This window comes from Actinophytocola sp. (assembly GCF_050699935.1).
GTDB lineage: Bacteria > Actinomycetota > Actinomycetes > Mycobacteriales > Pseudonocardiaceae > Actinophytocola.
Map to the genome: position 1 here is coordinate 1 of NZ_JBOHGB010000137.1, position 19,820 is coordinate 19,820.

Consider the following 19,820-nt stretch of genomic DNA (forward strand, 5'->3'; position numbering starts at 1 on the left):
GGCTCCCACCCCGGCAACAACCGCCACTCCGGATCAGCCAACTCCACCGACACCACCCCAGCCGACTCCCACCGCATCGCGACGACACGCAGCTCCAGCACACCCGCCTCACCCACGCGCACCGCCCCTCGTGTTAGTACGTTGTACGGTACACGACACGAACGAGCGGGGAGCGGCAGAGTCCAGCTCCGCCCGGCCCGGTCGGTGAGACGGGCGGGGCCGGCGCGGAATGTGGGGGAGAAGCGTGGCGGCCGGTGTGTCGAGGTCGCCCTGCCGGTGATCGACACCGCCGGGACCGGCGTGCTGTGCTTGAGAAAGGGCGCCGCGACCCACGCGAGGCCGCGCCCGTCATCATCAGGTTGCCGGGTTCCATCGCGACGTCGCGGGTGCCGAGGGTGTTGGCGAGTCACGCCACGACGCCGACGGGTCGTCGAGACCGGCCGCGCCAGCACCGGCATCCATCAGTTCTCCGTTGCGGGCAGCGTCATTCCAGCTAGCCGCGTGGCCACATCGGATGGCGGGAGGAGCCGCGAAGATCTCGCCACCCGTGCTGCTCGAGGCCAGGTCGGCGATGTGTCGGCCAGGCGGGTATTCCAGTGCGCGATGCGCGAATCGACGATCTTCACGGACGCGCCCACCCTGGCCACTGCGGCGCGCGTTGTCGATCGTCACGTCCAGGTCCGTCAGTCGCTCGCCCGTTATGAATTCGATCTAGGGCTGGATGGACGTGGTGGCCGAGATCTCCGCGTCGTCGCAGTACATAACTCCTGCGCAGCCTACCGTACATCGTCAGGTACATTGTACAGTACACTGGCTTTGGATCGTCACCGTACGCGCGTGGGTGGGTGAACAGTGTGGACACCGCGGGGGCGCCGACCTGGGCACCTGCGGTCGCTCCCATCGAGCGAGTCGCGAGGCCCTGCTGGACTCGCTCTAACCGAATCGCTCGTCCGATAGTCGCAAATGGAGGAATTCAAAGTGACGTTTTACGACGAGTGGCTTGAAACGCCCGCCCGAATTCAGTCGGAGTTCCAGGAGTCGGCTACGGTCGCAAAAGATCGAGACATACCATGGGTGTCGACCCCGCAGGACGCAAAAGTCAAGTTGATGATCGCCAATCAGCAAGGCTTCGCCACCATGGGTAGCAACGTGTTAAAGGCAGAGATTCCAGTCGGCTGGCACACGGGAAAACATCGTCATGGCGAGGAGGCCATCCACATCCTCGAAGGCGAGGGCTTTAGTATCATTGATGGCCAGCGGTTCGACTGGCACAAGAACAGCACGATTCAGATTCCGTTCTGGTCTGAACACCAGCACTTCAATGATGGCGATGTTCCAGTCCTCTACCTTTCAGCGATGTCTTTCGATCTGGAAAGGTTTGTGCGTCTTGCTCGCATTGAGCAGCTCGAAACTTGTGGACCGAATGATCCAGTTCAACTCAGCGGGTTTCCTTCGCAGGAGTCACAGTACTACGCCGATGGATCTCGGGCGGTAATTCACCTCGAGGATGCCCCGACGGACCCATCGCTCGAACCGCAAGGTGCTATTGCGGCTGTGGCCAATCAACACCATCACCTACAGTATTTGGCCGTTCCGGGAAACGGGTTCCGTGCTACAAGCGTGGCCATCACGCACCTCTGGTCAGAGCCGCCCTACCATCATAGTGGCAGGCACAAACACCTCGAGGCGGTCGTGTACGCGCTCGAGGGTGATGGCTACACGGATATGCACGGTGAAAAGGTTGCCTGGTCTGCGGGTGACGTCCTCTACGTTCCTCCTGCGATGTGGGAGCACGAACATACCAACAACAATCCAGCCCCGATCAAACAGCTGAGGATCCAGTTCGGCATCAGATTCTGGTTCACTGACATTTGGCCTGAAGGATTCACCAGCCAGCGGATCTATGACAGCGACGGCCAACCTATCGAGGCGGGGCCGATTGAGCGCGACCGCGAGCGGAGCTTCGACTAGTCGGCCTGGCGTCAAGCGTCGCCGACATCTGCAGTCAGCCTACGGAAGGGTTCGTCAGATGGGGCATCATCATTCGCAATCCGAGCCGGACTTCGTGACGGATGCCAGTGTCCAGCCCGAATTCTTAGCCACGTCTGGCGTTAGCGGAAATGGGGATGCCCCCGCGATGCTCGGCGACTTCTACCGCCGGATTCTCGACGAGATGCTTGTTATCGTCCAGCATCAGTGGAGTGGCGACGCCAGAAGAGACGGGGTCAACGGCTTTATCCTGTCTGGCCCGCCGGGAGTGGGGAAGTCAATGCTGGCAAAGCGGCTGGCATTTGAGCTCGGAGTCGGAACTCAAGGGCAGGGCGCGACCTACCAAGTCGCACTGGCCATGCTGGACGGAGTTCAGATCGCACGTCCGCGATACGGTGAAAGTGAAGCGCGAATTCGGGACATCTTCAAGCTAGCGACGACCGGTTTCGGAATCGTTGGCCGTCGCAGTGTGCTTGTGTTCGATGACGTTGAGTCCGTTCTCATGAGTCGGTCGACCCAGCATGCCAGGGAATGGCATTTCTTGCAGGATAGTGCGTTCTTTCACTCCATTGATGAATTAGACACGAGTCGCGTCGTCGTGGTCTTGACCACGAACCAGATCGACCTTGTGGATGATGCCATCCGGGATCGCTTCCTGGAGTATGAGGTCGACTATCCCGAAAACGACCTTCTCGTGGCGGCAGTCATGAGATCAGCGGTAGGTCGGATTGCCGAGGAGGAGCATCCCATGCTCGAGGAGCGCGCGAGGGCAGCGGTGGCGGACTGCTCCATAAAGAGCGTGCGTGATGCCCACAAGTTTGCGTTGTTGAATTATGCCAGGACCATTCTTGGATCTTCCTCGAAGAGCTGAGCCACGCAAATATTTGTACTGTAAAGGTGAACGCATGGTCGTGGCCATCGAGGCAGCAGTAGTCAGCCTGAGTGGAGGATGCTTCACTCAGGCGTATCCCAATATGGCGACCAGGAGGCAGCCCGTCGGCGCACGGGCGACGGATTCGGGCGGCGTCTCCGGCACGCATGCCGGCGGTGCGCCCGTCGGATCTGCTCAGTCCTCAGTCTCGTGAGCGAGAGCACCAGCGCGAGCACTCCTCCGCTTGGGATTCGGTCCCCCGACTACGCTGACCGTTCCAATGCATGGAGGTTTGCTTTCATCACAGTCCTCGCCGCGGCTATGGCGATCTCCACGTACTCCTTCCCGGCGCTTGCCGTCCTGTCCGGTCTGATCATCGATGATCTCGACATAGGCCGATCCGAGTATGGCTTGGCGGTGTCGACAGCTGCCGCGTCGACGGCTGGATTCGCGGTGCTAGCGGGTAAAGTCGTTGATCGGTTCAGTGGAAGGGGGGTTTTGCTTGGGGTATTCGGTTTGACAGCGGCTTCTGCGGTCCTGCTGGCTGTGGCCTCATCATTTGCGATGCTACTTCTCGCCCTTGTTTTCGCTGGAACTGCCAATGGCGCGAACAACCCGGCCACAAATAAGGTCATATCGGAGAATGTTCCGACCGGACGCCGAGGCACTGTCGTTGGCGCAAAACAATCGGGGGTGCAGGCCGGAATACTAGTCATTGGGCTGGTCTTACCTTCGCTCGCGTTGGCGACAAGTTGGCGATGGTCTTTGGTGGCTGTGACCGTTGCGGCTCTATCCGGACTCGTTGTTGCCTGCCGAGTGTTGCCGCGTTCGCCGACTCGCAGCAACGTCACACGAGGTCGTGGACTTCGAGCGCCGCTGCCTGCGATGGTTAGGTGGCTGGTCGGATACTCGCTATTGATGGGAGCCGGCGGCGCCGCGGTGACTACTTTCTTGCCGCTCTACGCTCACGAGTCGCTCGGATTCAACGTCGCCACGGCTGGCGCCGCTGCGGCTGCGATAGGTCTGTTAGGAATGGTCGCACGGATTCTGGCGAGCCGGACGGTCGAGCGGATGCGGCATGTCGCCCTGCCACTCTTGGTTATTTCGGTCGGAGCGACGGTCAGCGTGTTAGCGCTATTGGCGGCGCAGAATGGACGTGCCTGGCTATGGATCGGGGTTTTGATCGCAGGAGCCACCATCGCGACCTGGAATGCAATCACCATGTTGGCCGCGATCTCGGCGAGCGCGACGCACACCGGGCGCGCGACCGGGTGGGTCGTCCTTGGCTTTATGGGCGGCTACTCGATTAGCCCTGTGCTGTTCGGCACGGTATTGGAAGACACTGGGAGCTATACGGCGGGCTGGCTGCTGGTCGCCGCCTTGTTCAGCGCTGCGACAGCGATGATGTTCGTTTGGGGCCGTGTCAGTCGCTCTGTGAACCACAACTCGTGACGACACCGTTGCGAGCACCTCTCGGGCTTCCATAGCCCACGCCACGATGGCGGGGCGTCCTGGCGGCCGGCTCCAACCGTGGGTGACCCGGGCGCGAGACCGACAGCCACCGCACAGTCCAGCCAAGTAGCTCTCGCTCACGTCGCCGAGCCAACGGCGCGCAAACGTTATAGGGCTGTGACGCGGGCTGGCCTCGGCGCCGCCGTGCTCGGCCTCGATGCCGCCGTCGTGCTTGCGCAAGGGTCGGCGTCGGCCGGCACCGGTGGCCGAGTCTCGCACCGTACCCAGAGGCATTCGTGCGTGGGCGAGCAGACGACGGACGTTGTGCGTCTGCGCGACCGCGCTCGCCCAGATCTTCCGGTTCGGAGCTCGCGCTCTACCCCGGTGACTCGCGACCGCCTCGGCGTCACCGTCGGTGGCCCCGACGACATGGCACCTGGACCGATGCCGAAGTCGCCGTGCGCAAGTGGCATCTCATGACGAACGCACCGCCGGTCCGCCCAAGTACGCCTACCTGCTTGGCAGGCGCCGCCCAACCTGCCTACAAGCCCCCGGACCAGCGGCGAACACCGTCTTGTACAGGTCGTTGATACGATGTACGGTACGGCGAACGGGTGACCGCCGAGGTCACATTTCGAACGGAGACATCGCGTGCCAACCCAGAAGTGGACGCCGCCCGACGCAGTCGACAGACAGTCGATCATCGCGGAATCCCGGCACGTGTTGGCGTCTCCAAAACTGGACATAAGCCGCAGGGAGGACTTGTTCGAGATCGAGTCGGCCGGCATGCCTTGGGACATCGGCGTCGAAGTATTCGAGCCGAGCCAACAGGAGGTCGCCATCGGCCCGGATGGAAGACACATCGGCGTGCTGCTCCTGCACGGCGGTGGACATGACGGCAGATCGATGGCGCCAGTCGCCGAGCATCTGAGTAGCTACTACGGATACCGAGTAGTGACCCTGACGTATCCCGGACATCTCTACCTTCTCGACGAGAGCAGAGACTGGCCCGGCGAGACTATAGAGGCCGACGGCAGCGTGCGGACGCCGCTATGGGCCAAACAGGAACCTGTGGCCCCAGATGAGTACACCGTCGTCACCTTTCGCGGAGACGAAAACTTCCACAGTTCTTACGGCACCGTCGTCTTCGCTGAGGCAAAGCCTGGTACGCGATTCTACCTACGAATGGCGGCATGGCCGATGGCGTACGAGGAAGCCATCAAGCAACTCTGTGGTCGGTACTTTCCAGACGACCAATACACCATCTACATGCACGGCCATTCAACCGGCGGACCCATCATCCACATGATGCTCCAGCGGGTCCGCAACGTGGGCGGTCTCCTTGGCGCGGAGACATCTCCATTCGGATGCATCATGCGCGAAATGGTCCCGGACAACTGGGACCAGCCCTTCAACCGACTGACCATCAGGACCTGGCGGGACTTGGCCAGATATCGCGGCACCGAGGAAGGCGTTAGCCTCTACACCCGTTTGCCCAAAGTGATGGAGGAGATCCTCGACGACTGGGCCGCCGCGACACGACTGCCAGGGATGAAGGCACAGCACATTATTCAATTCGGCGTGCAAGATTCGTTGGCGCGATCCGCGGTGGTAATTGCGGAACACCTCAAACTGGATAGCGCGGCCACCGCCCAGCTTGTCGATCGGTACACCTCCTACACCCGGCCGCTTACCGCGAGTGAGGGCTTTACACTTCCGCCTCTTCTGTATGGCATCGCCGCGGGCAGCCGGGACCATACACCCGAGCGCTATGACAACGTTCTCCTCCCGTGGCTTCGCCGACACCGACCCGATACCCGGCATCATCTCGTAAAATATGGCGCCGGCGTACACAAGTACTGGAAGTTAGAGCAAGAATTGCCCTACGGCATTCTTCCGAGCGTTGCCAAGATATGGGCGACCGCGATCGAAACCGGTTACTTTGACCTGAGTTCCTAATCTAACCGTACAGTACCAACCCCTGCGAGTACCTAACCCGTTGAGCTCGGAATCTTCTTCGCTGATGCCGACGTGATCACGAGGAGAAAATGCAGTGAAATTTCGAAGGGCTAGCTCCCTCGCAGCGGCAGGTCTACTGTTCTTGACTGCCGCGTGTGCCGGGAGCGGCAGTGGCGGGAATGCCTCCGTCGCGGAAAACGACAAATTCGGCGGGACGCTGACTCTGGCAACGAACGCGGAACCAACCACACTCGATGCGCACGCGAACACCAACACCGCGACTCACCGAGTGTGGGCTCACATCGTCGAGGGCTTATTCGAGACTGACACGAAGGGTCGGCCTCATCCCATGCTCGTCGAGGACTACGAGGTGGACGCCGGCGGTCTCGTCTATACGTTCACCCTCCGGGACGGCGTTACCTTTCACAATGGACAAGACCTCTCGTCTGCCGATGTCGTCGCATCGCTCGAGGCTTTTGGTGATCTCACTCCTCGCGGAAAACGACTGTTCTCGTTCGTCAAGTCCCTGACCGCCCCGGACAAGCGGACTGTCGAACTAACACTCACCAGTCCTAGCGGCCTTCTCCTCAACATCCTGGCCGATCGGGGCGCCGGTGTGCTGCCTGCTTCTATCGTCGAAGCAGCCGGCGATACTCCGCTCGAACCTGATCAGATCATCGGAACGGGCCCGTACAAGCTGGAGGGGTGGGAGCCGAACGTAGCGATCACACTGGCGCGGTTCGACGACTACAAGCCGGCGCCCGCCACCTTCGAAGGCCAAGGTGGCGAAAAGATCGCCTACTTCGACGAGATCAAGATCGTGCCTGTTCCCGACGCGGCTGCGCGAGTCGCGGGTCTCGAAAGCGGCCAGTTCGACTGGGCAGAAATTCTGCCCGTAGATCTTTACGATCGATTTAAGAGCGACCCGCGATTTAAAGTCTCGACCGTGCTCGCGGGAATGTTTACGATCCTGTTCAACTCGAAGGACGCGCCGAGCTCGGACCCGGTATTCCGCCGGGCGATCTTGACTGGCCTCGATTTCGAGTCCCTGGGTGCGACCCAGGGACCACCGGACCTTTGGAATTCGGATCCAGGCATGCTGGCCTCGACCGAAGGCCTTCACTCGAAGGACAACACCGATCCATGGGGTGCTACGGACGTCAATGCCGCTAAGAATCTGATAGAACAAAGCGACTACAATGGTGAGGAACTCCAGCTCGTCACCACTTCGGCTTCCCCGCAGACCTACAATATCGCTCTTGACCTGAGCAATCAGCTCCAAGCGATGGGCATCAAAGTCAAACTCGAGAATGTTGAGCTCAGCGCGTTGCAGGAACGCAGGCCGCAAGCGAAGGGTTGGCACATTATTACGGCCCGTGACCGTGTCGTTCCCACCCCTGATCTCTATCCCTGGATCGCGTGCGGCAACACTTACGGTGGATACTGCTCCCAGGAGATGGATGGACTTCTCGAGCAACTCTTCACTGCTGCTGACGAGGGTGAGATCCAACAGACCCTCGACGAAATTCAGTCGCTCTACTTCAAGGACGTTCCCAACATCAAGGTTGTGGAGTCTCTGGACGTAAATGGCTATTCCGTCGACGTCCAGGGGTATCACGAAGGTGCGAGTTTCCCGTTCTTCTATAACGTCTGGAAGCGTCGATAGCTGACAGTATCCGACAGCGGCGGCAACCTACTCATCGGAGGCGACTAATGTTAATCGCAAGCCATGGGGGGCCGGGCGCTGCGTGCATCGAGTCGACATGCTGAGATACATCGGTTGGAGGCTCATGGCTGGACTGCCTGTCGTGGCGGTCGTCCTGGTCTTGAGTTTCGGACTGCTGTATCTTGCCCCCGGTGATCCGGCACAGGCGATTCTGGGGCCGGACGCCACGGCCGAACAAGTGGCCCGACTACATGCTGCATTGGGACTCGACCGACCCTTCATCGAGCAGTTCCTCGCCTGGTCCGGAGGGCTCCTGCAGGGCGACCTTGGCGATTCGCTGTTTCTGCACCAATCGGTGTGGGAGGCGATTCTGTCGCACGCTCAGCCGACAGTACTCCTCGCCATGCTTGCCCAAGCCATCGCGATCTTGATCGGGTTGACTGCTGGAATCTTCGCCGCTTTGCACCGGGGTCGCGCTCTCGACAGGGTCCTCATGACTCTCAGCATCATGGGAACTGCGATTCCGAACTTCGTGTTGGCTCTCGGCCTGGTAGTGGTGTTCGCGGTAGGACTGGGCATTCTGCCGGCAACGGGATTCGTACCCTTGGAGGCGGGCCTGGTCCAGAGCCTGCTGACACTGGTGTTGCCGGCGCTAGCGCTGGGGAGCGCGCAAGCGGCTTTGATTGCTCGGATGATGAGATCCAGCATGATCGAAATAATGGAGTCTGACTTCATTCTGGCTGCCCGGTCCATCGGCGTCAGCCGGCGTCCCCTGATCCTGCGCTATGCGTTGGGCAATACCGCGGGGCCTACGCTGTCTGTAATCGGTGTCACCTTCGGGTCGTTGCTGTCTGGAGCGGTGATCGTGGAGATGGTTTTCAACATTCCCGGCCTCGGACGTCTCACTATTGATGCCGTTCAGAACCGTGACGTCCCTGTTCTACAGGGCGTCCTCCTGGTCACGACCATGGCCTATGTCGTGGTGACCATCATCGTTGATGTGCTGCAAGCGGCGATCAATCCTAGGCTCCGCGCGTCATGAGTCGACCTGCGACGACGTCCGGAACGGCGCGATCGGCCGCCGCGGAAGGCGCCACACCTCGTGAGACCAGGCGGCCGCGCCTGTCGGGCTGGGCTCGGCTGTACCTAGGGGTCGTCCTCTTCTGGGGTGCCGTGGCGTTGATCGGTCCGCTCCTGCTCTCGAACGACCCGAACGCCACCGCGCCGGTGAATCGACTGATGCCACCTGGTGGCGAGCATCTTCTCGGGACCGATGCCCTTGGTCGTGACATCCTGTCGCGACTTGTCGCCGGAAGCAGAGTCTCGCTGTTCGTGGGGCTGATGGTGACTCTGTGCTCCTTGGGCATCGGCGTAACGCTCGGGGTGCTCAGCGGCTACTACCGCCGATTCGGTGCCGTAGCGATGCGTATAACTGACGGGTTGATGGCGTTCCCAGCGATACTGTTCGCAATTGCTCTCGTAGCGATATTCGGGCAAGGTGAATGGCAGATGGTGCTTGCCCTCACGGTGATCTTGGCACCTCTGTTCATCCGAACCTCCTTCGGGGAGACCAGGGCTCTTCGCGAACTCGATCTGATCGCGGCCGCGCGAGTCGTAGGCTGCTCCGACCTGCGTGTGATGTTTGTGCACATCCTGCCCAACCTGGTCCCATCGTTGCTCGTCCAGGGAAGTTTCGTGTTCGCTACCGCGGTACTTTCGGAGGCGTCGCTGAGCTTCGTCGGAGTGGGTGTGCCGCCACCCACCGCCAGCTGGGGCTCGATGATAAGTGACGGTCGGATCTTCATCTATAACGCCTGGTGGCTTATCTGGCCCGCGGCCGTCGCGTTGACCAGCCTGGTCCTTTCCCTCAGTCTCCTCGGGGATGAAATGCGCGACTCGCTACTGCGAGGCAAGCGTGACGCGGAAGGAGCATGACCGTGACTGCGCCAGATGTCTTGGTCGAAGGGCTCAGCGTCTCGTATGCCGCCGCCACGAGCCGACATCAAGCACTCAACGATGTTTCGGTCGAGATCGCCGCGGGCGAAGTCGTCGCAGTCGTAGGCGAGTCTGGGTCCGGGAAGTCGACGCTGGCGCTCGCGGTTGGTGGGCTCCTGCGCAGGCCTCCCGCGTTGGTGGAGAGTGGCACTGTCCTGGTCGGCGGTCACGATCTTTACGGCATGAGCAAGCAGCAACTGCAGCACATCAGAGGCCGCCAGATAGCGATGATATTCCAGGACGCGCGCGCCTCGTTGAATCCGATGATGCGGGTGGGACGGCAGGTGGGTGCGGCATTCAAAATACACCAGGGCCTATCGGGGAAGGAACTGGCCCAGGCAACCTTGCGCAGCTTGGAGTCAGTTGGCATTGCGGATGCCGAAGACAGGCTCCACGCGTTCCCCCACGAGCTTTCCGGTGGAATGTGTCAACGAGTGATGATTGCCATCGCCTTGGCGTGTCGGCCGAAGACGCTTCTTGCTGACGAACCAACTGCGGCGCTGGACGTGACCGTGGGGAACCAAATCCTCCGGCTCGTTATGGATCAGGTCAGACAACGGGGAATGAGCCTGCTGCTCGTGACACATAATCTCGGGCAGGCGGCCTTCCTGGCAGATCGGATCGTTGTTCTCTACGCAGGTCAAGTGGTCGAGATCGGCTCCCCGAAGGAGTTGCTGACCAATCCGAAGATGCCATATACGGCCGCCCTGTTCGGCGCTATCCCGTCAGTGAATGGTTCGAGATTGGCACGGCTGCCTACAATTGTTAGCAGGAGCAGCGCGAGCCCTTCCGAAAGTGGATGCTGGTACCGGGGTTATTGTTCGATCGCGGACACGGCGTGCGAAACCGGCAGTATAGAGCTGATCGACGTCGGCGAAAATCACGTCAGCCGATGTTTGTATCCGGACAGAGTGATACCCCAGATTGACGTCAGCTATCGAACCCTGGGGGCTCAATGAAACCGCATGTCGCCGCCGACTCATCGGAGGTCATTGTCGACGCCGAGGAGGTCACGAAGGTCTTCGGCAAGACGACCGGCCGGCTTGGTCGTGGAAAAGCCGGCGTTCGCGTACTCCGGGGGGTGGACCTACGGATCACCGCTGGAGAGGCAGTGGGCCTTGTGGGCGAGTCCGGATCCGGAAAGTCAACCATAGCCCGCCTGCTTGTGGCGCTTCATGCGCCTTCCGGTGGGCGGCTTTCTGTGGCCGGCATGGACCTCACTCGACCGCGCCGATCGGTCGTTCGTGCGTTGCGCAAGCACGTACAGATGGTCTTTCAGGACCCGAGTCAATCCTTGAACCCGCGTCTGCGCGTTCGTACGTTGGTGGAGGAGCCGCTGCGTGTGCAGGGCATTGAGTCGAGGTCGGGCCGTGTGGCCGAACTGCTCGAGGCAGTCGGCCTCCCCACGACGTTCGGCAGCAGGTTCCCCGCCGAGTTGTCTGGGGGGCAGCTGCAGCGGGTTGCCATCGCTCGGGCGCTTGCTCCCACACCGGACCTCGTGGTCCTGGATGAAGCCGTCTCGGCACTCGACACGTCGGTGCAGGCCCAGATTCTCAACCTCATCTCGGATCTGCAGTCGTCAACCGGGGCTGCCTTCTTGTTCATCGGGCATGACCTGGGTGCAGTTCGCCACGTCACGGATCGGGTGGCGGTTCTTTACCTGGGCCGGATCGTAGAGGTGGGCCCGTCGGACGCAGTCCTGGCGTCCCCGAGGCATCCGTACACACGTGCCCTGGCGGCCTCGGTGCTGGACGTCGGACGGACGGCCGAGGGCCTGCCAGCGCCGATCGAGGGCGAGATACCGTCGATCAAGAACCCGCCGAGCGGCTGTGGGTTCAGGACGCGTTGTCCACTGGCGACCAGCGTCTGCGCCGAGGCCGAGCCGCCGCTCGTGGCGTTGGGGCCGGACTGGCACATGTTCTGTCACCATCCAGATCCTCGGTAACTTGCCATTGCGGTTGTTGACCCGTTGCCCTTCTGTAGAGTTCAAAGGAGTAGTTTGTGTCGTATGACCATGGGGACGCGGTCACGCCGCGGTTTCCGAAATATCTGTTCCAAGAGCGCCTCAGTAGTGTGGAGCAGGTGCTGCCGTTAGCACGTACGAGAGTGCGAAACCGTTATTCCTACAGCTCGTTTCAGTCTGGCGCTCCGTTCGGCGACGGGCGGATTTCTAGTGGCGCTCGTCTGTTGATCGTCACATTTCCGGACCAAAATGAGCTGGTCTTGGACGCCATAAAGCAGGCGCTGGTTGAAGAGGGTGCCGCATCTGTGGAGCACGTCTTCCTAAGTGACGTCGGCGTGGACCTGCGGATGCACACCGCGGCCGATGGTTGGCGCGAGATCACCGATCGACTCGAGCCGATGTTGGCGGAGGGGGTGACCTTCAACCTTGAGGCCCACTATCTGAAGCAGTTCCTTGATGACCAGCCTGCGGTAACCGGCTACTACGCGGGAGGCGCGGGTTCGAAGGCGCATTGGCAGCGGGCGGCCGGTGGGGCGATGCAAGGGCAGTGGCTTTACTCCAAATACGAGAGTCTGATTTCACGAGCTACGTCGTTTCCGGACGAGTTGTGGCGGCTCATAGATGAAAAGGCACTAGCCCTTTTTGGCGACGCCGAAGAGGTGCACATCACTGATCCTCAGGGAACAGACGTCTCGTGGCGTGTGACGGAGGAGCAGGCCCGGCTTTGGCCGCAGGGCGGTAACGTGCCGGGACACCTGCTTGGATCGACTATCCAGGCAGTGCGTTTCGCCCGGCCAGTGGACGCCTTCTTGAACGAGGCCAAACAGTTCATGCCCACGCTCAACGGCGTTGTGGCGGGAACGGCCAATCACACCGGGTTCTTCCCACATATTGAAGTGACGATCGAGCGCGGGATGATTTCAAATATCCGAGGCGGAGGGCGCTACGGAAAGCTTTGGCGAGACGTCGTCGAAAGCTATGCCGACGTGCAGTATCCAGGATTTCCGTACAAAGGATGGGCGTTCTTCAACGACGCGTCCATCGGGACCAACCCGAAGGCGCATCGCAACGCCGAGGGCCTTTGGGAGTCCCATGATTCATGGACGAATCTTCCTGAACGTCTGCGAGCCGGTGTCGTTCACTTCGGCTTCGGTGCAGAGCATTGGGATGAGACGTTCCTGTCGTACGCCAGAGACAATAAGTTGCCGACCATGCATTTTCCACATGTGCATGTCTATTCCCCTACGTGGAAGATCAAGCAAAGGTCGACTGGCAACTGGGTCAATCTGATCGATCAGGGCTGGTTGACTGTGCTGGACGATCCAGATGTGCGCCGTTTGGCGTCGTCCCTTGGTGGGGAACACTGGCTCGAGTACGACTGGGTCCCTCATATCCCAGGTGTCAACGCGCCCGGAAACTATATGCAGGACTACGGCAACGACCCCGTCTCCGTGATCCGCGCTGAGGTTGCGGGGGAATTGTGAAGACGTACTACGAAAGCAGCTCCGACGAAGTGGAGATCGCCCTTTCGGCCGCGCGGTGTGGGTTGGCGATACTGGTACTTGGACCGACAGGCTGCGGGAAGACGCGCTTCGTCGAGCATGTCGCCGGTGTCTTGCGGGGCGGTGAGGTGTCGTCCAACGGTAGGGTAAATGTCGTTACGGTTACGTGTCACGACGATTTGGCTTCGTGGGATCTGACCGGGCGTTACCTGATTGAGGATGGTGGAACTCGTTGGATTGATGGACCGCTGACGTCGGCAGTCAGAGAGGGTATCCCGTGCTATCTGGACGAGGTGACGGAGGCACGCAGAGATACTACCGTCCTGTTGCATTCTCTGACAGACTATCGGCGGAGGCTGTTCATCGATCGCACAGGCGAGCTGCTTGAAGCTCCGGACGGATTTGTTCTATTTGCTTCTCACAATCCCGGATTGCATTCTGCTCAGAAGCGGTTGAAGGAGTCGACCAGGCAACGATTTGTTCCTATCGAGTTGTCGTATGCCAATCCAGACTTGGAGTCACGGATCATACGGCATGAGTCCGGTATCGAGGCCGCGGTCGCGACGCAGCTCGTGGAATTCGGCACGGAGCATCGACGGATGACACTTGACCGGGGGAGTGAACCACTGAGTACTCGTGGTTTGGTGCATATGGGCAAGTTGGTCGTGCGCGGCGTGGCGCCGGCTCGAGCTGCCTCGGCTGTAGCGCTGCCACTGGCTGAAGACGACGTCGCGCTGCGCTCTGCGCTGCGCGAGTTGGTGCCATTCGTGTTCGGTGTTCCGCGAGGCGGAGAATGATGGTCGGCTCCAGTGCCGACGAGGAGCAGATTCTCTCGTTGGTATATGTCGCCGTCTCGGGAGTCGCAGAGCAGTTCACGGTAAGCTCCGAGGCGAGCTCTAAGGAGCGACTTGGGTATGACGCCGGAGGGGACGCGGTCCTCCGTTGGAGGCAGCTCAGAGGAGGTGTGCTTCACCGGGCTGCTCATGCCCGATACGGAACGGGACGAATATCCCCGCTCGATGCCACAGCCTTCTGGCCCGATGATCTACGCGTGCCGTGGGTGGAGTCGTGTGTCTGCGACTTGGGCAGGCAGTGGGAAGAGGATGTCGGGCGCATCTTGGATGTGCCGGGGCGAGATCATTTCCTGTTGCTCCTAGAGTCCCTTGAGGATCTGAGAATTGAAGCACGACTGACCGCGGACCTGCCAGGCTGCGGGGACGAGATCGATCAGCTACGTCAGATAGAGGCGGCTCGATCTGGTCCGGAATCGCCAGCACATCCACGCGCCTTTATGCGCGATCAGATCCATCGACTCAGCCTTGGTTGCTCGGTGGAGTCCTCTTCTCAAGAGTGGCCGGCGTTGTTGGGTCAGGTCGCGACCATTGTGACGGGTGTCTGTAGCGCAACTTCGCCGTTCGAGGACGTGTTGATTGGTTCGCTGTTCTTGCACAGGATTACCCTTGAGCTTCCATACTTGTCCGCAGCCAACTCGCCGCTAGGCGTTGAGATCGCGGCGGACGCGAGCCGCACTGCCCTCTTCTCGTGGTTGCGGGATCTCGCGGCTACTCCACGGATACGTTCGACCGGCGGCGAGGGTGAGGCCCGATGGGACGGCAGCATCAGACGTCCTACATACCGGGACCAGCATTTCGGTCGTTACTACGGTTATGCCGGGGCTGGCCGCGTCCGTGAGGCCGTCTATCTGTTGGATCCCGACAGTACAACTGTCCGAAGTTCTCGTTACGGGCCGACGATGAGGAAGGTCGACCTACCCGACGGGTCGGTTGATCCAGCTGAGCTGGAGAGGAGGCGTGCGGCGGAATCGCCGTGGCTGGTTGAGGAAAGTCAGGGTGCCGGCGAGGAGGCGGAGCGGGTTGAGACCGTAAACCCGTCGCCTCCACAGGTGGGCGTCGCGAACTCTGTTGCGATCGATGAGTGGGACTCCTTCGCCAGACGCTATCTTCGCGGTTGGTGCACGGTCAGCGTGTCTTCGCCTGACCTTGGCGAAGCGAGACCGATTCGTGAGCGCTACTCCAGTGGTAGACCTCTGAAGATGCTTGAACAGGCGGTGTCGCGGTGGCCGCGTGAGGGACTTTCGTGGCTCTCCGGTGTAGCCGACGGACCGGAGATCGAAATCGATCGGTATGTGTCCTATTCGGTCGAGTCCCGGGTGCCTGGGCTCAGTCCGGATCCGCGGTTCTATGCGAAGAGCGTTAGGAGTGCTCCTGACGTGCTCGCGATGTGCTTGATAGACGCCAGTGTTTCCACGGCACGTCGAACTGACGAAGTCGGCACGGATGGCAAGCGGGTATCCGCATCCTTTCTTGAGCTGGCAGTCGACGCCTCGGCCGCGTTTGCGACGGTTCTCTCCCGCGCGGATCATCTTTGCGAAGTCTATAGCGTGCGGTCGTATGGACGTTCAGATGTGCGGCTCGAATACCTGGCACGGGGCAACGCGTCCACACCTGGTCACCAATTTCCGAAAATCCGCCCTGCCGGGCGGAGTCGTGTTGCTGCCGGTATCCGCACCTTGGGAATTTTCGCTGCCCGTTCAGACCAGGCGACGAAGGTTCTGCTTGTTGTGACGGATGGCCTGCCGTTCGATACCGACTACGGGGATCATGTCGAGTCGGCCGCGCCTGTGACGTATGCCGTGGAGGATACGATCCAGGCGATGAGCGACGTCGAGGCGATGGGTGTGCGAGTGCGTCTCCTTGTCGTGTCGGGTGGGTCGTTGACAGACTCACGGCTGGATGAGGATCCTCGAGTCGCTACCGCGGCGAGTGCGGTGGATGTTGTCGGCTGCCTGGCTGATCTGTACGCAGATATCGGCGGGTGAGCCGGCGCGGTCGCCGACGGTGTGCCCGAGTCGGTCACGGCGGGCGACGTTACTTGCGAGATTCATGGTCACCGTGACGGGCGGATGCGGCAGGATGTCGGCGTGCGGCGACCTGAGCGGATCGGCCGCTACCGAGTCTCGCGGCTTCTCGGTAGCGGTGCCTTCGCGTCGGTGTGGCTTGGCTTCGACGACCTGCTCGGCGAGCCGGTGGCCATCAAGGTGCTGGCCGACAATTGGGCGACCGTGCCGGATGTGCACAGCCGTTTCGTGTGGGAGGCGCGGTTGTTGCGCCGGGCGGACTCGGATCGGGTCGTGCGGATGTACGACATCGGCGAGTTGCCCGACGGCCGGCCGTACTTCGTGATGTCCTACGCCGACCGCGGCACCGTGGCCGATCTGATGACCGGCCCGTTGCCGGTGCCGGAGGCGCTGCGCCTCGCGGTCGAGACGGCGCGTGCGGTGGCGGTGTTGCACCGGCTCGGGGTGGTGCACCGCGACATCAAGCCGTCGAACGTGCTGGTGCAGAGCTCACCGGGTGGCGAGCGGATCGTGATCAGCGACCTGGGGGTGGCCAAGCACGTCGCGCAGGCGTCGGGGTACACCATCGCCGCGGGCACCCCCGGCTACATGGCACCGGAGCAGGCCGAGCTGGGGCTGGACGTCGACGTGCGCGCCGACGTCTACGGGCTGGGAGCGCTGACCTACCACCTGCTGACCGGGACGAAGTACGACGCCGGAGATGTGCGCGGGATCGACTTGCCCAAGAAGGTCAAGCAGGTCATGGTCCGCGCACTGGAACCGGACCGCGAGCGTCGGTGGCCGGACGCTGCGGCCTTCGCCGGCGCGTTGGCCGGCGTGCTGGCCGGCCTCGTGCCGGATGGTCGGTCCGCGAATGGTGACCTCTCGCGTCCGGCGGTGCGCGAGCCTGACGAGCCGACGCCGTCGTCGTACGGGTCCGCTTCGAGGCCGGTGTCGCGTACGCACGCGATCACGTCGGCCAGCACGGCACCGGTTCGCGGCACCCCGGCCAGGTCGCGGCCGGGGCCGAAACCGAAGCGACGCAAACGGATCCAGTTGTTCGTGCTGCTCACCGTGGTGTTGCTGATGCTCGCCGGCGGTGGGGTGGTTGCGATGCGCCTGATCGCGGTGAACGACGGGACGTACTTCGTCGGCGAGGGGCGGGGCGGGGAGATCGCGATCTTCCAGGGGAAGCGCGGCAGCGTTCTGGGCGTCTCCCAGCACACCCAGGTGCAGGGCTCGTGTCCTCCGGAGGTGCCGACGTGCGGCAAGTTCTACGTCGACGACCTGACCGCGGCGGGCCAGGACACGGTGCGGTCGGGCTCGCGGACCTTCGATGGCATACCCGACGCGCGCGGGTTCCTCCAGGACCTGCGCACGGAGTACCGGCTACCGACGTGTGGGCTGCTGGCTCAGCAGCGGCAGCTCCAACCGAACACCCCGGAGCCGGAGCCAGGGGTCAACTGCCGCCAGCCGCGCGGGGACGGGGGCAGCGGCTGACGGAGACGGTCGGTGACCACATCGGACGGTTTCGTGAGCTCGCCGAGGCGGGCGTCAGCGGCTCACCGGTTGGCGAACAGCGATCGGGGGTCGAGCGCGGCGCGGATCCTCGCGGAACGTCGGAGCCGGTCGCGGGCGGACCTGCGGATGTCGTCGCTGTTCGCCCACGCGGCGATCGCATCGTCGTCGGTCGGACCGTCCGGTGCGAACGCCGCGAAGTCGGTGCTGCGTGCGAGGGTGCGCATCGCCGCGGGAGCCATGGAGCCGTGGGCCGCGAGCACCTCACCGGTCGTGGCCGCGCGAGAAAGCCGCCGGCCGGCGTCGCCGATCGCGTCGAGTGCCTCGCGCCAGGCGGCGATGACGCGGGCTCGCGTCGTCCCGGCACGGCGGCGCCGGGCGCGTCGAACGGTCTTGGCGACGGGGACGGTCAGCGCGAGCACGACCAGCCCGGCGAGCACCGCCACCGTGGCGACGACCCACGCCGGCGGGCCGGCCGGTGAGTCCGATGTGGACGCTGCCGGTCCGGCGTGGTCGCCCGGCCGCGGCGGCGGCTGGTCCGGAGCGGGCGCCGAGGCGAGGGGATCGTCGTGCCGGGGCGGTGCGCGGTGGCCGTCGTCGCGGTCGGAGCTGGCTTGCTCGGGCGTCGGGTCGACCGGAACCCAGCCGTGCCGGGCGAACCGCACCTCCACCCACGCGTGTACGTCCCGCCCGGTGACCTTCACCGTCCTGGCGCGGTCGAAGCGGAAGCCGAGCACCACCCGGGCATCCCAGCCGAGGCCGCGGCACATCACGGCGAGGGCGGACGCGTACTGCTCGCTCGTGCCGCGGTGGTCGTCGAGCAGCGCGTTGATCCGGTACAGCGAATGCCCGCCGGCCGCGTCGTCGAGGCGGTCCTCGCCGAACGGCGCGCTCTTGAGCGCGTCGCGCAGCGCGCGCAGCCGGGCGTACGGGATGCCCTCCGGCGCGGTCCGCGTGATGAACCCCCTGATCTCCGGCGTCAGCTCGACGGCCGGCGGCGTCGCCGCGGGGGCCGGCCCGTCGCCGAGGAGGTCGGCCGGCTCGAACACCGGCTCGGCCCCGGTGACTCGATAGGAGGCCGGCGCGCTCGTCCCGGCCGGGACCACCACGTCACCCGTGGCCTCCTCCACGCCGAGGCCCGCGACGTCGATCTCGGTCGCACGCCCGGCCGTGGGCAACCAGCCGAGCGCACCGCGAGGGCTGACCCCGATGTTCGCGGTGACTGTCGAGGCACCGCCGGTGGGGAGCTTGGCGGGTGGCAGCCGGTGCCCGGCCCGACGGTAGTCGCCACCGACCGACCAGCGCCGGCCGTCGAACTCGGTGAGCGTGACCATGCGCAGCTCGCCGATCTCCGCCGACGCCGACGCGGTGATGTCCACGTTCAGCTCGCCGTTGCGCAGGGCGAGGTACTGGGCGAAGGGGTTGACGCTCGCCTTGGGCCGCACCGGGGCGGCGACCAGCGACCGAAGGTCGGCCGGCTCGCGGGCACCCATCCCCGGCGCCACCGTCGCGACCGCCGCCGGCGCGACCATGCCGACCACGAGCACGCCGGCCGCGACCAGCCGCGACCTGATGCCGCGCGCCCCCTGTCCCGCGCCGGCCCGGCCGGCGAGCAGCAGCAGGCCGGCCAACGCGACGAAAGCGGGCGCGTACCAGGCCGGCGGATCACCCACGCTCGCGGCGAGGCCCAACCCGGCGAGCAGGCAGACCAGCGCCGGCAGCGCCGGTGCCAGCGCCGAGCGACGACTGAGCGCGAGATAGCAGCCGACCAGCGCCGCGAACCCGGTCACCGCCGCGACCGCGGCCAGCTCCGGCCCGCCCGGGTCCAGCGGCAACGCGCCGGTGAGCAGCCGGTACGGCCCGGAGAGCACGGCCGCTCCGGGATGCGTGACGACCGCCGTCGCGGCGACCACCGCCAGCACGCCCACCAGGACGGCCCAGGCCGGCACGTGGCCGTCGTTCGCGCGCGGCCGCCGGACCCACAGTCGAACCCACAGAGCCCACGCCGCCGCGACCGCGGCCGGCGCGACCGTGGCGAGCACCAGGTC

The 19,820-nt window shown here is 63.2% G+C and carries 14 protein-coding genes; 13 read left to right on the forward strand and 1 reads right to left on the reverse strand.

Features of this window, described 5'->3' with window-relative positions; genetic code table 11:
• Positions 1–978: 978 nt before the first annotated feature.
• The 13 genes from ACRDTB_RS30365 (at position 979) to ACRDTB_RS30425 (ending at position 17,754) form a co-directional block, all read left to right on the forward strand.
• Positions 979–1,971, forward strand: a complete 993-nt coding sequence (locus ACRDTB_RS30365) for a cupin domain-containing protein (protein ID WP_431435608.1) — start codon at positions 979–981, stop codon at positions 1,969–1,971.
• Positions 1,972–2,137: 166 nt separating this feature from the next.
• Positions 2,138–2,860, forward strand: coding sequence for an ATP-binding protein (locus tag ACRDTB_RS30370; protein WP_431435609.1), 723 nt, complete (start codon positions 2,138–2,140; stop codon positions 2,858–2,860).
• 321 nt (positions 2,861–3,181) lie between these two features.
• Positions 3,182–4,312: an MFS transporter gene (locus tag ACRDTB_RS30375; protein ID WP_431435610.1), complete on the forward strand. Its 1,131-nt coding sequence runs from the start codon at positions 3,182–3,184 to the stop codon at positions 4,310–4,312.
• A gap of 651 nt (positions 4,313–4,963) precedes the next feature.
• Complete coding sequence (locus ACRDTB_RS30380; protein ID WP_431435611.1) at positions 4,964–6,271, forward strand: alpha/beta fold hydrolase; 1,308 nt, start codon at positions 4,964–4,966, stop codon at positions 6,269–6,271.
• A gap of 349 nt (positions 6,272–6,620) precedes the next feature.
• On the forward strand, positions 6,621–7,937 hold the full coding sequence (locus ACRDTB_RS30385) for an ABC transporter substrate-binding protein (protein ID WP_431435612.1): 1,317 nt from the start codon (positions 6,621–6,623) through the stop codon (positions 7,935–7,937).
• A gap of 97 nt (positions 7,938–8,034) precedes the next feature.
• On the forward strand, positions 8,035–8,979 hold the full coding sequence (locus ACRDTB_RS30390) for an ABC transporter permease (RefSeq protein ID WP_431435613.1): 945 nt from the start codon (positions 8,035–8,037) through the stop codon (positions 8,977–8,979).
• Positions 8,980–9,110: 131 nt separating this feature from the next.
• Positions 9,111–9,872: an ABC transporter permease gene (locus tag ACRDTB_RS30395; protein WP_431435615.1), complete on the forward strand. Its 762-nt coding sequence runs from the start codon at positions 9,111–9,113 to the stop codon at positions 9,870–9,872.
• A gap of 2 nt (positions 9,873–9,874) precedes the next feature.
• On the forward strand, positions 9,875–10,891 hold the full coding sequence (locus ACRDTB_RS30400) for an ABC transporter ATP-binding protein (RefSeq protein WP_431435616.1): 1,017 nt from the start codon (positions 9,875–9,877) through the stop codon (positions 10,889–10,891).
• Positions 10,888–11,877 carry an oligopeptide/dipeptide ABC transporter ATP-binding protein gene (locus ACRDTB_RS30405; protein WP_431435618.1) on the forward strand — a complete coding sequence of 330 codons (990 nt, stop codon included), beginning with the start codon at positions 10,888–10,890 and terminating at the stop codon, positions 11,875–11,877. The genes ACRDTB_RS30400 and ACRDTB_RS30405 overlap by 4 nt, the downstream gene beginning before the upstream one ends.
• Before the next feature lie 56 nt (positions 11,878–11,933).
• The gene (locus ACRDTB_RS30410; protein WP_431435619.1) at positions 11,934–13,379 is read left to right on the forward strand and encodes a hypothetical protein; all 1,446 of its coding nucleotides are present in this window, start codon (positions 11,934–11,936) and stop codon (positions 13,377–13,379) included.
• Positions 13,376–14,194 (forward strand): AAA family ATPase, encoded by an 819-nt coding sequence (locus tag ACRDTB_RS30415; RefSeq protein WP_431435620.1) that lies wholly within the window; start codon positions 13,376–13,378, stop codon positions 14,192–14,194. The genes ACRDTB_RS30410 and ACRDTB_RS30415 overlap by 4 nt, the downstream gene beginning before the upstream one ends.
• Positions 14,191–16,236 (forward strand): hypothetical protein, encoded by a 2,046-nt coding sequence (locus ACRDTB_RS30420; RefSeq protein WP_431435621.1) that lies wholly within the window; start codon positions 14,191–14,193, stop codon positions 16,234–16,236. The genes ACRDTB_RS30415 and ACRDTB_RS30420 overlap by 4 nt, the downstream gene beginning before the upstream one ends.
• Before the next feature lie 102 nt (positions 16,237–16,338).
• Positions 16,339–17,754: a serine/threonine-protein kinase gene (locus ACRDTB_RS30425; RefSeq protein ID WP_431435622.1), complete on the forward strand. Its 1,416-nt coding sequence runs from the start codon at positions 16,339–16,341 to the stop codon at positions 17,752–17,754.
• Positions 17,755–17,816: 62 nt separating this feature from the next.
• On the opposite strand, the gene ACRDTB_RS30430 is transcribed toward ACRDTB_RS30425, so the two are convergent.
• Positions 17,817–19,820, reverse strand: a 2,004-nt coding sequence (locus tag ACRDTB_RS30430; RefSeq protein WP_431435623.1) for a transglutaminase-like domain-containing protein, incomplete at its 5' end; no start/stop codon positions are given.

Bases quoted from the DNA above. Each gene is read 5' to 3' on its own strand.
- ACRDTB_RS30375 (WP_431435610.1), top strand. From the start codon at position 3,182: ATGGCGATCTCCACGTACTCCTTCCCGGCGCTTGCCGTCCTGTCCGGT.
- ACRDTB_RS30405 (WP_431435618.1), top strand. From the start codon at position 10,888: ATGAAACCGCATGTCGCCGCCGACTCATCGGAGGTCATTGTCGACGCC.
- ACRDTB_RS30370 (WP_431435609.1), top strand. From the start codon at position 2,138: ATGCTCGGCGACTTCTACCGCCGGATTCTCGACGAGATGCTTGTTATC.
- ACRDTB_RS30420 (WP_431435621.1), top strand. From the start codon at position 14,191: ATGATGGTCGGCTCCAGTGCCGACGAGGAGCAGATTCTCTCGTTGGTA.
- ACRDTB_RS30390 (WP_431435613.1), top strand. From the start codon at position 8,035: ATGCTGAGATACATCGGTTGGAGGCTCATGGCTGGACTGCCTGTCGTG.
- ACRDTB_RS30385 (WP_431435612.1), top strand. From the start codon at position 6,621: ATGCTCGTCGAGGACTACGAGGTGGACGCCGGCGGTCTCGTCTATACG.